The sequence below is a fragment of the Streptomyces sp. NPDC025806 genome (genome assembly GCF_055558275.1).
This window is the reverse complement of record NZ_JBVHMU010000020.1, coordinates 16,245-29,026: the sequence shown is the minus strand read 5'-3', so window position 1 is coordinate 29,026 and position 12,782 is coordinate 16,245. Positions and strand designations below refer to the sequence as shown.

Here is a 12,782-nt window from a genome sequence, read left to right as displayed (position 1 = left end):
CGCCGTACAACGGCATTTTCGGCGTACCGTTCCGGCATGCCGACTCGCGCTCGCGCGCTCCCCCAAATGGCCCTGCCCGCCGCTCTGTTGAGCCTGATCGCGGCAGCCGCACCGGCCGCCGCCGACACGCCCGGGACGCCCTCGGTCCCGCTGCGCATCGCGACGTACAACATCCACGCGGGGGCCGGGGAGGACAACGTCTTCGACCTCGACCGGCAGGCCGCCGCGCTGCGCGCCCTCGACGCCGACGTGATCGGGCTCCAGGAGGTCGACGTGCACTGGGGCGCCCGCAGCCAGAGCCTCGACGTGGCACAGGAGTTGGCCGACCGGCTCGGCATGCGGGTCGCGTTCGCCCCGATCTACAGCCTGGACCCGGCGGCGGCCGGACAGCCGCGCCGCGAGTTCGGGGTCGCCGTCCTGTCCCGGTACCGGATCCGCTCCGCCGTCAACCACGACATCACCCGGCTCTCCACCCAGGTCCCGAACCCGGTGCCGGCCCCGGCCCCCGGCTTCGGCGAGGTCACCCTCAAGGTGCGGGGCGTCCCGCTCCAGGTGTTCGTCACCCATCTCGACTACCGGGGCGACCCGTCCGTGCGGACCGCGCAGGTCGCCGACACCCGCCGGATCATGAGCGCCGAGCGCGCGGCCCTGCCCGGCGCCCGCCAGGTCCTGCTCGGCGACTTCAACGCGGCGCCGACCGCGCCCGAACTGGCGCCGCTGTGGCAGGAACTAAGCGACGCGGGGCCCGCGACCGGCGGTACGTATCCGGCGGACGCCCCCGTCAACCGGATCGACTACGTCGCGGTCGGCGAGGGCGTCGGCGTGCGGGACGTGACGATCCCGGCGGAGGCCGCCGCCTCCGATCACCGGCCGGTCGTCGCCGACGTGCGGCTCGACCGGTAGGCCTCGTGGGCTGTCGGACGGGCTGTCGGATCAGGGCTTCGGCCGGGTCAGGACTTCGGCTGGGTCAGGTCGTAGAACGTCGCCGTTCCGGCCGTCACCTTCTCGAAGTGCTGCTCGACCCATGAGGTGATCGTGGACGAGGAGCTCGCCCCCGAGCCCATGCCGCCCATCTCGCCCATGCCGCCCATGCCGCCGCCCATGCCTCCGCCGATGAAGTAGTGGATCTTCCCTTCCGCCACGTACTTCTTGAACTGGGCGAGGGTGGGCGACGGGTCGGTGCCGTTGAAGCCTCCGACGGCCATCACCGGGACGCCCGTGGCCAGTTGGTAGCTCGCCTGGTTCTGGGAGCCGACGGCCGCGGCGGCCCAGGTGTAGGCGTCGGCGTCCTTCAGGAGCAGCCGCTTCGCCTCGGCGCCGACCGTGGCACCGTCGAGCAGACCGCCCATACCGCCGCCACGGAGTCCGCGCTCGGCCGTGGCTCCGCCGGGGAAGCCTCCGGGGAAGCCGCCGCGCTGCTGCCCGCCGGGGCCGTTGCCCGGGGTGGTGCCGGTACCGGGGCCGTTGCCCTGCGTCCGGCCACCAGGCGGCTGCATCGGACCGCCTCCGGCGCCCCCGGGACCACCGCCCGGACCGCCCCGGCCGCCCCGGCCGCCCATCATGCTCGCGCCGGCCGGGCCCGCCGTGACGATCGACCCGGTGTGCCCTGTGTCCAGCGTGCTGAGGGTGTACGCGGTCGGCGCGGCCAGCGACACGACGAGGCCGAGCCCCGCGGCGCCGAGCGCGAGCCCGCGCCCGAACCGGCCCGCGAGCGCGTTTCCCAGGCCCGCCGCGAGCGTGCCGATCAGCACGGCCCAGCGCAGCCACGGCAGGTAGTCGGGCGTGCGGCCGAGCAGCACGTAGCCCCAGATCCCGGTGACCGCGACGGCCGCGCCGAGCGTGACCGGCCAGACGAGCCTCGCCCGCTCCTCCCACAGCACGACCGCGCCCATGCCGATCACCGCGGCGAGATACGGGGCCAGAGCCACCGTGTAGTACTGGTGGAAGATGCCGGCCATGAAGCTGAAGACGAGGCCCGTCGTCAGCAGGGAGCCGCCCCAGGCGAGGAACGCGGCGCGCGCGGTGTCCGTGCGCCGGGCCTTCCGGGTCAGGACGAGCGCCGCGACGAGCAGGATCAGCGCGGCGGGCAGCAGCCAGGAGATCTGGCCGCCGATCTCCGCGTTGAACATCCGGCCGAGGCCGGTCTCGCCCCACTGACCGATTCCGCCGCCCATGCCGCCGCCGGCTCCGTCACCGCCGCCCATGCCGCCGCCACCGGCTCCGCCTCCGCCGACGGAGCCGGTCTCGTCGCCGTTGATCCGGCCCAGGCCGTTGTAGCCGAAGGTCAGCTCCAGGAACGAGTTGTTCTGGGAACCGCCGATGTACGGGCGGGAGGCCGCGGGCCAGAGTTCGACGACGGCCACCCACCAGCAGCCCGCAACGGTCATGACGAGCCCGGAGAGGGCCAGTTGGGCGAGCCGGCGGCGCAGCCTCACCGGGGCGCAGACCCCGTAGACAAGGGCGAGCGGGGGCAGGATCAGGAAGGCCTGGAGCGTCTTGGCGAGGAAGGCGAGACCGACCGCCGCGCCCGCCAGGACCAGCCACTTCGTGCGGCCCCGCTCCAGCGCGCGCAGCACGCAGTACACCGTGACGGTCATCAGGAGGGCGAGCAGCGCATCCGGGTTGTTGAACCGGAACATGAGCGCGGCAACCGGGGTCGTGGCGAACACGGCCATGGTGATCAGGCCCGCGGCGGCGCTGAAGCGGCGCCGCACGGCGGCATAGAGGACCGCCGCGGTGGCTACGCCCATCAGGACCTCGGGCACGAGGATCGCCCAGGAGTTCAGCCCGAAGAGCCGCACCGAGAGGCCCATCGGCCACAGCGCGGCCGGGGGTTTGTCGACGGTGATCGCGTTCGCGGCGTCGGACGAGCCGAAGAAGAACGCCTTCCAGCTCTGGCTGCCCGCCTGAACGGCGGCCGAGTAGAAGGAGTTGGCGTAGCCGGAGGCGGAGAGGTTCCAGAAGTAGGCGAGGGCGATGACGAGGAGGAGGGCGAGGAACGCGGGGCGGACCCAGCGGGGGTCGGCGGGGCGGGGTTCGACCGTGGTCGCGGGCGCCGTCAGGGGCGCGGCCGTCGGGGTGGGTGGTGTGGTCATCGTCGGCTCCCGGGGGTGGGCTCGGAGGAGATCGCCGGGCGGTCGGACCGGTCCGGGAAGACCCAGGCGCGCAGCAGCAGGAAGCGCAGCACGGTGGCCGCGAGGTTCGCGGCGATGAGCACCGCCAGTTCGGTGGAGTGCGCGGCGCCGCCGTCGGACGCGGCACCGAGCGCGAGCAGCGAGCCGCTGGTCAGCACCCATCCGATACCGAAGACGACGATGCCCTGGGCCTGGTGGCGCACGGCGTTCGCCCGGCCCCGTACGCCGAAGGTGAGCCTCCGGTTGGCGGCGGTGTTGGCGACCGCCGAGACGAGCAGCGCGAGCACGTTGGCGGTCTGCGCCCCCGAGAACGTACGGAAGCCGGTGTAGAGCAGCAGATACAGCAGGGTCGACAGACCGCCGACGACGCAGAAGCCGACGAGCTGGCGGGCCAGTCCCCTGGGGACGCCGGGCAGTCCGCGGTCGCGCGGATCGTCGCCGAAGGGGCGCGCGAGGCGGTCGAGCGGCAGGGAACCGGTGGCGAGCGCCCGGCCGACCCGCCACACGCCCTTCAGGTCCTCGGTCGCCGTCCGCACGATGTGGACGCTGGAGTGCGGGTCGTCGACCCAGTCGACGGGCACCTCGTGGATCCGCAGCCCGGCCCGCTCGGCGAGCACCAGGAGCTCCGTGTCGAAGAACCAGCCGGTGTCCTCGACCAGCGGCAGCAGCACCTGCGCCACCTCGCGCCGGATCGCCTTGAAGCCGCACTGTGCGTCGGAGAAGCGGGCCTGGAGCGAGCCGCGCAGGATCAGGTTGTAGGTGCGGGACACGAACTCCCGCTTGGGGCCGCGCACCACGCGCGCCGCACGCGAGAGCCGGGAGCCGATCGCGAGGTCCGAGTGCCCGGAGATCAGCGGCGCCACCAGCGGGAGCAGCGCGTTCAGATCGGTGGACAGGTCGACGTCCATGTAGGCGAGGACGGGCGCGTCGGATGCGGACCAGACGGCGCGCAGGGCCCGCCCGCGCCCCTTCTCCTCAAGCCGTACGGAGGCGACGCCGGCCAGCTCGGTGGCGAGCCGCCGCGCGACCTGCGGGGTCGCGTCGGTTGAGGCGTTGTCCGCGACCGTGATCCGGAAGCGGTACGGAAAGGTGCGGTTCAGGTGGGCGTGCAGGCGCCGCACGCACGCGTCGAGGTCCTTCTCCTCGTTGAAGACGGGGACGACGACGTCCAGGACCGGCACGGCGCCGCTGCCGACGGGAAGGTGCTCCCGCGCCGGCAGCGTCCCCGGCCCGGGGGCGGGTGGAGCGGTGCTCGCAGAAGAGTCGGTTCGCATGCCACCGACCGTCGCCAACTGCTCTGTCAGGGCGGTGTGGTGAGGCTTTGACCCGCCTGTGAGTACGGATGCGGCGCCTGAGGCCGGTCCTGGCGGTCTTGCTGACCCTGCCGGTCCTGCCGGACTTGCTGGTCCTGCCGGTCCTTCTGGTCCTGCCGGTCTCGCTGGTCCTGCTCGGTCCGGGCCGGGAGGTGGACGGTGAACACGGTGCGGCCCGGGGCCGAGTCCACGGTCACGGCGCCGCCGTGCGCGGCCACGACCGCGTGCACGATGGCCAGTCCGAGCCCCGTGGAGCCCGCCGTGCGGGAGCGCGAGGAGTCGCCGCGCGCGAACCGCTCGAAGACGTGCGGCAGCAGCTCCGCCGGGATGCCCGGCCCGTCGTCCCGCACCTCGAGGCGGACCCAGGGCCCGTCCCGGTGCACGCGCGTGGTGACCGTGGTGCCGGGCGGGGTGTGCGTACGGGCGTTGGCCAGCAGGTTGACGAGGACCTGGTGCAGGCGGGCCGGGTCTGCGAGCACCTCGGCGGGGTCGTCGGGCAGGTCGAGCCGCCAGACGTGGTCCGGCCCGGCGGCGCGGGCGTCGGCGACCGCGTCCACGACCAACGGCGACAGATCCGTCGACTCGTGGGCGAGGGGCCGGCCCGTGTCGAGCCGGGCGAGCAGCAGCAGGTCCTCGACCAGGCCCGTCATCCGGTGGGCCTCGGACTCGATGCGGCCGAGCGCGTGCCGGGTGTCGGGGCCGGTCGGCTCGGGGCCGCGCCGGGTCAGTTCGGCGTAGCCCCGGATGGAGGCGAGCGGGGTGCGCAGCTCGTGGCTGGCGTCCGCGACGAACCGGCGCACCCGGGTCTCGCTCTGCTGCCGTGCCTCCAGCGCGCCGTGCACGTGGTCGAGCATGCGGTTGAGCGCGGCGCCGACCTGGCCGACCTCGGAACGCGGGTCGGCCTCCGCGTCCGGGACGCGCTCGTGGAGGGCCACCTCGCCGCTGTGCAGGGGGAGTTCGGAGACGCGGGTCGCGGTCGCGGCGACCCGGCGCAGCGGTCGGAGCGCGACGCCGACCATGACGGCGCCGGTCACCCCGGCCGCGAGCAGGCCCGCGCCGGTGACGGAGGCCTCGATGAGGACGAGCCGGTTCAGGGTCGCGTCGATGTCCGTGGAGGGGAGGCCGACGAGCAGGCTGCCGTCCCCGCTCGACTGGACGCGGTAGTCGCCCAGTCCTGGCAGGGAGACGCTGTGCGCGCGCCCGTCGCGGGGGACCGAGGAGAGGGCGTCCGTCTGGGCGCCGGTCAGCTCGGTGGTGCGGGTGGGGGAGTCCTGCTCGGACCGCTCCGCGCGGGTGAGGGAGCCGTCGGTGTCGACCAGCGCGCCCACGGTGTCGCCGCCGCCGGGGCCCGGCAGGCCCAGGAACGCCAGATCGCTCGCCCGCGTGCCCGTCCCGGGCCCCCGGCCGCCGTCCTGCACGCCGGGCCCGTCGCCGCGCCGGGCCATGTGCACGACCTGATCGACCTTGCCGTCCAGCTGCGCGTACAGATACGTGTGCAGCGCCAGCGTCGTCACCGTGCCGATCACCACGGCGACCAGGGCGATCAGGCCGACGGCGGTGACGACGAGCCGGGTCCGCAGGGTCCTGACGCGCGGTGCGCGGACCCGCCTCACGGCACGGGCGTCGCTGCGGGCTTGATCAGGTACCCGGCGCCGCGCCGGGTGTGGATCATCGGCTCACGCCCGGCGTCGATCTTGCGCCGCAGGTACGAGATGTACAGCTCGACCACGTTGGCCCGGCCGCCGAAGTCGTAGCTCCAGACCCGGTCCAGGATCTGCGCCTTGCTGAGCACGCGGCGCGGATTGCGCATCAGGAAGCGCAGCAGCTCGAACTCGGTGGCGGTGAGGTGGATGTGGGTGCCGCCGCGCTCGACGTCGTGGCTGTCCTCGTCGAGCGACAGGTCGCCCACGACGAGCACGGAGTCGCTGTGCCGCTCGGCCGTGCCGGTCCTGCGGATCAGGCCGCGCAGCCGCGCGACCACCTCCTCCAGGCTGAACGGCTTGGTGACGTAGTCGTCGCCGCCCGCGGTGAGCCCGGCGATCCGGTCCTCGACGGCGTCCTTCGCCGTCAGGAACAGCACCGGCACGTCCGGCAGCTCACGGCGCAGCCGGCCGAGCACGCTCAGCCCGTCCATGTCCGGCAGCATCATGTCCAGCACGACGGCGTCGGGCCGGAACTCCCGCGCGCTGCGCACGGCCCCGGCCCCGTCGCCCGCCGACCTGATCTGCCAGCCCTCGTAGCGCAGCGCCATCGACATCAGCTCGGTGATGGACTGTTCGTCGTCCACCACGAGCACCCGGACGGGCCTGCCGTCCGGCCTCAGCAGTTCGGTTCGCCCCTGGGGCGCGGCTGTGGTCATGGCACCACCCTGCGACCGCCCTCTGAGAAGCCCCTTTCCTGAACCTGTGAAAATCCTGAGAAACGCACAGCGGGCTCTCAGCCGAGGAACAGCTTCGCCCCGTTGTCGTGGCACACGGCCCGCACCCACGCGCTGCCGAGCCCCAGCCGCTCGATCGCCTCCAGCTGGTGCACGTACGGGTACGGGATGTTCGGGAAGTCCGTGCCGAGCAGCACCCGGTCCCCCAGATCCGCGAGCCGGGCCCGCTCCCGCGCGGGGAACGGCATGCGCTCCTCGCAGAAGTCCGTGAACGCCATCGTGGTGTCGAGCCGCACCTCCCCGTACCGCTCCGCCAGGTCCAGGAACTCGGTGTACTCCGGCATCCCCAGATGCGCGACCACCAGCGGCAGCCGCGGATGCCGCTCCAGGACCCTCGCGATCGGCTCGGGCCCGGTGTGCTTGCCGGGCGCAGGACCCGAACCGCAGTGCGTCACCACGGGCACCCCGGCCTCGGCGAGCAGCCCCCACACGGGGTCGAGCAGCGGATCGGCCGGGTCGTACGCGCCCACCTGCACATGCGCCTTGAAGATCCGCGCCCCGCCCTCGATCGCGCGCCGCACATAGTCCTCGGCGCCCGGCTCGGGGAAGAACGTCGCCGTGTGCAGGCAGTCCGGCGTGCGGGCGGCGAACTCCGCCGACCAGCCGTTGAGCCACTCCGCCATCCCCGCCTTGTGCGGATAGAGCATCGACGTGAACGCGCGCACCCCGAACTCGCGCAGCCGCGCGAGCCGCCGGTCCTCCTCCTCGCGGTACGTGATCGGCCACGGGGAGCCGGTCAGCGGACCCGCCGAGTCGAAGTAGGCCCACACCTTGCGCAGCACCCGGTCCGGCATGAAGTGCGTGTGCACGTCGACGAGCGCGGGCAGCCCGTGCCGCTCCCGGAACGCGGCGACCCGAGCGGCCTCGTCCTCGCCCCCGCCCTCGCCGTCGCGCGGCTCAGTCACGCTTCCATCCATGGCTGCGCACGACCTCGCCCACGTGCACCGTGTACTCCTCGTACCACTCGGCGCGGCCCTGCTTCTGCGCGCCGCGGTGCTCGCCCACGGACCGCCACTCCTCGATCGCGGCGGCGTCGCGGAAGTAGGAGACCGTGATCCCGAGTCCGCCCGGCGTCCGCGCGGACTCGTGCCCGAGGTAGCCCGGGATCTCCTGCACCAGGTCCCTCATCCGCACCGCCGTCTCGGCGTAGCCCTCGTCGTCCTGGGCGCGGACGGAGGTGAACACGACGACGTGGTACGGGGGTTCGAAGGCCGGCTGCGGTCGAACCGGCGCGGGCGCATCTCTGTGATCACTCATGCCCTCACGTTCACCTCTCCCGCCGTTTCCTGTCCACACCCTTTCCGAACGGGATCCAACCCTTGACCCTTTGGTCTCCGAACCCGGCGCCTCAGGCCCGTCGACCGCCCCGAACCCCCCTCAGAACAACCCCCCTTGAACCCCGCGAACCTCCCGCACCGCCACCTCGGCCACCGCGTCCGCCCCGACCCCTTCCAGCGGCCACCCCGCCAACCCCCGCGTATCGACGGCGAGCCGCCGCCCGCCCGCCTCCACCAGATGCAGATCCGGCCCTGCCACAGCCACCACGACCCCGGCCACGACCGCCCCCTCCACCACCGCGCCCACGACCCCGTCCAGCCCGTCGAGCGCCGCCAGCCCGAACACCTCCGCGTGATCCACCACCCGGCACGGCAGCCGCTCCAACGACTCCGGCCACCCCTCCAGCTCCCCGGCCACCGCATGCGCCCGCGCCAACTCCGCCTCCCTCTCCTCCGGCCCCCCGAGCCCCACCCGCACCAGCCGCTTCTTCTCGTACGGGATCCGGTCCGGCACCCCGAGCCCGACCCGCAGCAGCTCCTCCGCCCGCCGCGCGGCCATCAGCGGCCCCTCCCCGAGCCAGGTGAACGCCACCGCCCCCTGCTCCAGGAGCCGCGCCCCGCCCCGGTCGGCCCGCGTGATCCCCACCTTCACCAGCCCCTCCCCGAACCAGGCCAGATACACCCGGTACGGCCGCGGATCGTCGGCCAGCGTGTCCGCCGCGACCGACCGCGCCCGGTCGATCCCCGCACACTCCGCGCACTGCGCCCGCGTCCCCCGCTGCGGCACCGCGTCCCGCCCCGGACACGGCGTGCGCCGCCCGCCCCGCCACACCCCCAGACACCGCCGCGGCCCACAGACCCGGAACGCCACCCGCTCCCCGAACCGCACCGCGCCCGCCCGCTCCGCCGACGCCCCCGTCGCCGCCCCCGACCACCACCCGAACTCCGGCCCGTCCGCAGCCCACCGCATCCCCGTGCACCACCACGTCATACGGCCAGGATGGCGCACGCCACTGACAATCCCCGGGCCGCTCGCGCCGGCGCCGACTAGGATCCGGACCATGTCCGTGAGCCTGAACGACGTGGACCGGTTCGAGGCCGCGAGGCCCCGCCTGCAGGCCATCGCGTACCGCCTCCTCGGCTCCGCGAGCGAGGCCGAGGACGCGGTGCAGGACACGTATCTGCGCTGGCAGGCCGCCGACCCCGGACGCATCGAGGTCCCCGAGGCCTGGCTCACCAAGGTGCTCACCAACCTCTGCCTCAACCAGCTGACCTCGGCGCGCGCCCGCCGCGAGACCTACGTCGGCCAGTGGCTGCCCGAGCCGCTGCTCCCCGGCGACCCGATGCTCGGCCCCGCCGACACCGCCGAGCGGCGCGAGTCCGTCTCGTACGCCGTCCTCACCCTCCTGGAGCGGCTCACGCCGAACGAGCGGGCCGTGTACGTGCTGCGCGAGGCGTTCGACTACCCGCACCGGGAGATCGCCGAGATCCTCGACATCAGCGAGGCGTCCAGCCAGCAGATCCTGCACCGGGCGAAGAAGCACGTCGCCGACGGCACGCCCCGCGCGCCCCGCACCGAGATCGACGAGGCGACCGCCCAGCGCATCGTCGAGGAGTTCCTGGCCGCCGCCACGAGCGGCCGCACCGAACCCCTCGTCAAGCTCCTCACCTCGGACGCCATCGCGATCGGCGACGGCGGCGGGAAGGTGCCGGCCCGCGCGAGCGCGTTCGAGGGCGCGAAGGCCGTGGCCACGTTCATGCGCGGCCTGTTCAAGCCGGGCAAGGCCAAGCGGGCCATCACCGGCGGCCCGGCCGACATCTACGCCACGACGGCCAACGGCGCCCCCGCGGTCGTGGCGGTCGTCGACGGCCGCGTCATCGGCGTCATGTGCCTGGAGATCGCCGACGGGCACGTCGCGGCCGTCCGCAGCCAGGTGAACCCCGACAAGCTGGAGCGCGCGACCCGCGTCTGGACCGCCACGGACCACGGAGAACCCCTGATCACAGCCTTCTGACCATCATGTGACCCAGGTCACATCCCACTCCTGTCAGGAATCGGCGGGCCGCCCGGTTCAAGGGGCGACACCGTCACAGACAGGAGCCGGACATGCAGCAGCACCGCATCATCGTTCTCGGGGCCGGATACACCGGGGCCATCGCCGCGGGACGCCTGACCAAGCGCCTGCACCGCGACGACGTCTCGATCACCCTGGTCAACGCGGAGCCCGACTTCGTCGAGCGCGTCCGCATGCACCAGCTGGCGGCCGGCCAGGACCTGACGCCCCGCCCCTTCGCCGAGATGTTCGCGGGCACCGGCGTCGCCCTGAAGCTCGCGAAGGTCACCGGCATCGACGTCGACCGCAAGACCGTCACGGTCACCGCGGACGGCGCGGCCCCCGAGGAACTCGCCTACGACACCCTCGTCTACGCCCTCGGCAGCGCCTGGAACACCCACGGCGTCCCCGGCACCACCGAGCACGCCCACCAGATCGCGAGCCGCCCCGGCGCGCTCCGGCTGCGCGAGCGCCTGGCCGCGCTGCCCGCCGGCGGGACCGTCACCGTCGTCGGCGGCGGGCTGACCGGCCTGGAGGCCGCCACGGAGATCGCCGAGTCGCGCCCGGACCTCTCCGTCGCCCTGGCCGCCCGCGGCGCACTCGGCGACTGGCTCTCCCCGAAGGGCCGCCGCCACCTGCGCAAGGTCTGCGCGGGACTCGGCATCACGGTGCACGAGAACACCGCCGTCACCGAGGTCGGCCCCGACACGGTCACCACCGCCGACGGAACCTCGCTCCCCGCCGACGTCACGGTCTGGACGACCGGCTTCGCCGCCCACCCGCTCGCCCGCGCCACCACCCTGGAACTCGGCGACACCGGCCAGATCGTCGTCGACGGCACGATGCGCTCGGTCTCCCACCCCGACGTGTACGCGATCGGCGACGCCGCCCTCGCCATGGGCGCCGGCGACAAGCCGCTGCGCATGTCCTGCGCCTCCGGCACCCCGACCGCCTGGCAGGCCGCCGACTCGATCGCCGCCCGCCTCACCGGCGGCAAGCTCCCGAACGCCCCGCTGCGCTACTTCAACCAGTGCATCTCGCTGGGCCGCAAGGAGGGCCTGATCCAGTACGTCACCGCCGACGATCGCGCCGTCGACGCAACCCTGACCGGCCGCCTCGCCGCCTTCTACAAGGAACTGATCTGCAAGGGTGCGGCCTGGAGCGTCGCCAACCCGACCATGGGCCTCCCGACCCGCCGCCGCCGCGTCACCGCCCCCGCCCGGACCGCGACCCCGGAGCCGGCCGACGCCGCAGCCTGAAACGCGAGAGGCCCCGGACTCTCGTCCGGGGCCTCTCACTCGATGTGCACTCGGCAGGATTCGAACCTGCAACCTTCTGATCCGTAGTCAGATGCTCTATCCGTTAAGCTACGAGTGCTTGTTTTGTTGTCGTCTCCGTTCCCGGCCTTTCGGCCTGTCCCGGCGACAGGAAGAACATTACATGACTGCCGCCGTCATGTGAAATCCATTGGGTCCACCCCTTGTGACCTGCGAAAACGTGCCTGACGGGTGCTGGGCGCCGACGGCGGGCGCGGCCCCGCGAGCCCCTCGGACGCCCAAAAAACAGCACGGCGGAGCACGGTGGAAACAGCGAAGCCCCGGTCCTGGTGGACCGGGGCTTCGGATCTTGCTGCGGAGGCGGAGGGATTTGAACCCTCGATGGGCTTTAAGGCCCAAACCGCATTAGCAGTGCGGCGCCATAGACCGGACTAGGCGACGCCTCCAGCACAAACCCTCCGCGCGAGCGCGTCGAGTTGCGTGCAGATGATGACACAGCTCAGGGCGCGTCACCAATCGCCCCCCACGGTACTAGGAGGGCAGGCCAGAGGGCAAAGCCCCCGCGCGGCGCGCAACGTCGTGGCGGTCCGGGCGTTAGACACGGCATGTTGCTGCGTCGTTTCTCCTCCCGCACGTCCGTGTCGCCGACCCGCACCGCGGCCCGGCTGCTGCTCACCGCCGCCGCCTCCGCCGCGGCCCTCGGCGCCTCGCTGCCCGCCGCCGCGCACGCCGACACCGGCCCCATCCACACGGCCCCCGGCCCGGTCGGCCTGCTCGACGGACTCCTCCCGCAGGGCGCGGCCCCCACCCCTGCCCCCTCTCCCGACAAGCTGACGCTCACGGTCGCCGACTCGGGTACCGGCAACGACGGCACGTACGAGCTGCGCTGTGCCCCCGCCGGCGGCACGCACCCGGACGCCGCCGCGGCCTGCGCGCGGCTCGACGAGATCGGGAACGAGGGCCAGGACCCGTTCGCGCCCGCGCCCAAGGACCAGCTCTGCACGATGCAGTACGGCGGCCCCGCCACCGCGCACATCACCGGCACCTGGCACGGTCGCCCGGTCGACGCCTCGTACAGCCTGGGGGACGGCTGCCAGATCGCCCGGTGGCGCCAGCTGAGCCCCGTGCTGCCCGCAACCGCACAGTGACCCAGGGTCCATCGGTCACAGCGTCATGACCCGGCGCGCCCGGGATCCCCACATCCTCTACGTGGGCTCCCTCTCATCCGGCGTCGCGAGCGCAACCACTGCCCGTAGACTCCCTCCCGAGACACGTCGCGCGCCGCGGGGC

General features: G+C 73.4%; 11 protein-coding genes and 2 tRNA genes. 4 read left to right on the top strand and 9 right to left on the bottom strand.

Annotation, left to right across the window (positions count from 1 at the left end):
• Positions 1-36 precede the first annotated feature (36 nt).
• The gene (locus ACZ4E1_RS33545) at positions 37-903 is read left to right on the top strand and encodes an endonuclease/exonuclease/phosphatase family protein (RefSeq protein WP_467546644.1); all 867 of its coding nucleotides are present in this window, start codon (positions 37-39) and stop codon (positions 901-903) included.
• Between the two features lie 47 nt (positions 904-950).
• Here the strand turns inward: ACZ4E1_RS33545 and ACZ4E1_RS33540 are convergent, their stop codons facing one another.
• The 7 genes from ACZ4E1_RS33540 to ACZ4E1_RS33510 all read right to left on the bottom strand — a co-directional run bounded on the left by ACZ4E1_RS33540 (position 951) and on the right by ACZ4E1_RS33510 (position 9,131).
• A complete protein-coding gene (locus ACZ4E1_RS33540; RefSeq protein WP_467546642.1) occupies positions 951-3,095 on the bottom strand; it encodes an ArnT family glycosyltransferase in 2,145 nt (714 codons plus the stop codon).
• Positions 3,092-4,408 carry a bifunctional glycosyltransferase family 2/GtrA family protein gene (locus tag ACZ4E1_RS33535; protein ID WP_467546640.1) on the bottom strand — a complete coding sequence of 439 codons (1,317 nt, stop codon included), beginning with the start codon at positions 4,406-4,408 and terminating at the stop codon, positions 3,092-3,094. The genes ACZ4E1_RS33540 and ACZ4E1_RS33535 overlap by 4 nt, the downstream gene beginning before the upstream one ends.
• Positions 4,409-4,434: 26 nt before the next feature.
• Positions 4,435-6,060 (bottom strand): sensor histidine kinase, encoded by a 1,626-nt coding sequence (locus tag ACZ4E1_RS33530; protein ID WP_467546638.1) that lies wholly within the window; start codon positions 6,058-6,060, stop codon positions 4,435-4,437.
• The gene (locus ACZ4E1_RS33525) at positions 6,057-6,806 is read right to left on the bottom strand and encodes a response regulator transcription factor (RefSeq protein ID WP_467546636.1); all 750 of its coding nucleotides are present in this window, start codon (positions 6,804-6,806) and stop codon (positions 6,057-6,059) included. Before ACZ4E1_RS33525 ends, ACZ4E1_RS33530 begins: the two co-directional genes overlap by 4 nt.
• A gap of 77 nt (positions 6,807-6,883) precedes the next feature.
• Positions 6,884-7,801 (bottom strand): amidohydrolase family protein, encoded by a 918-nt coding sequence (locus tag ACZ4E1_RS33520; protein ID WP_467546634.1) that lies wholly within the window; start codon positions 7,799-7,801, stop codon positions 6,884-6,886.
• Positions 7,782-8,141, bottom strand: a complete 360-nt coding sequence (locus tag ACZ4E1_RS33515) for an antibiotic biosynthesis monooxygenase family protein (protein ID WP_467546633.1) — start codon at positions 8,139-8,141, stop codon at positions 7,782-7,784. Before ACZ4E1_RS33515 ends, ACZ4E1_RS33520 begins: the two co-directional genes overlap by 20 nt.
• Before the next feature lie 120 nt (positions 8,142-8,261).
• Complete coding sequence (locus ACZ4E1_RS33510) at positions 8,262-9,131, bottom strand: DUF2797 domain-containing protein (protein WP_467546631.1); 870 nt, start codon at positions 9,129-9,131, stop codon at positions 8,262-8,264.
• 91 nt (positions 9,132-9,222) lie between these two features.
• Here ACZ4E1_RS33510 and sigJ point away from each other — a divergent pair, with 91 nt between their 5' ends.
• Positions 9,223-10,176, top strand: a complete 954-nt coding sequence (gene sigJ, locus ACZ4E1_RS33505; protein WP_467546629.1) for an RNA polymerase sigma factor SigJ — start codon at positions 9,223-9,225, stop codon at positions 10,174-10,176.
• A gap of 92 nt (positions 10,177-10,268) precedes the next feature.
• Positions 10,269-11,474, top strand: a complete 1,206-nt coding sequence (locus ACZ4E1_RS33500) for an NAD(P)/FAD-dependent oxidoreductase (protein ID WP_467546627.1) — start codon at positions 10,269-10,271, stop codon at positions 11,472-11,474.
• Positions 11,475-11,519: 45 nt separating this feature from the next.
• Here the strand turns inward: ACZ4E1_RS33500 and ACZ4E1_RS33495 are convergent.
• Together ACZ4E1_RS33495 and ACZ4E1_RS33490 are read right to left on the bottom strand one after the other, a co-directional pair.
• Positions 11,520-11,592: transfer RNA gene (locus tag ACZ4E1_RS33495), tRNA-Arg, on the bottom strand.
• 255 nt (positions 11,593-11,847) lie between these two features.
• Positions 11,848-11,938: transfer RNA gene (locus ACZ4E1_RS33490), tRNA-Ser, on the bottom strand.
• Between the two features lie 159 nt (positions 11,939-12,097).
• Between ACZ4E1_RS33490 and ACZ4E1_RS33485 the strand changes: the two genes are divergently transcribed.
• A complete protein-coding gene (locus ACZ4E1_RS33485; protein WP_467546625.1) occupies positions 12,098-12,640 on the top strand; it encodes an SSI family serine proteinase inhibitor in 543 nt (180 codons plus the stop codon).
• Positions 12,641-12,782 lie beyond the last annotated feature (142 nt).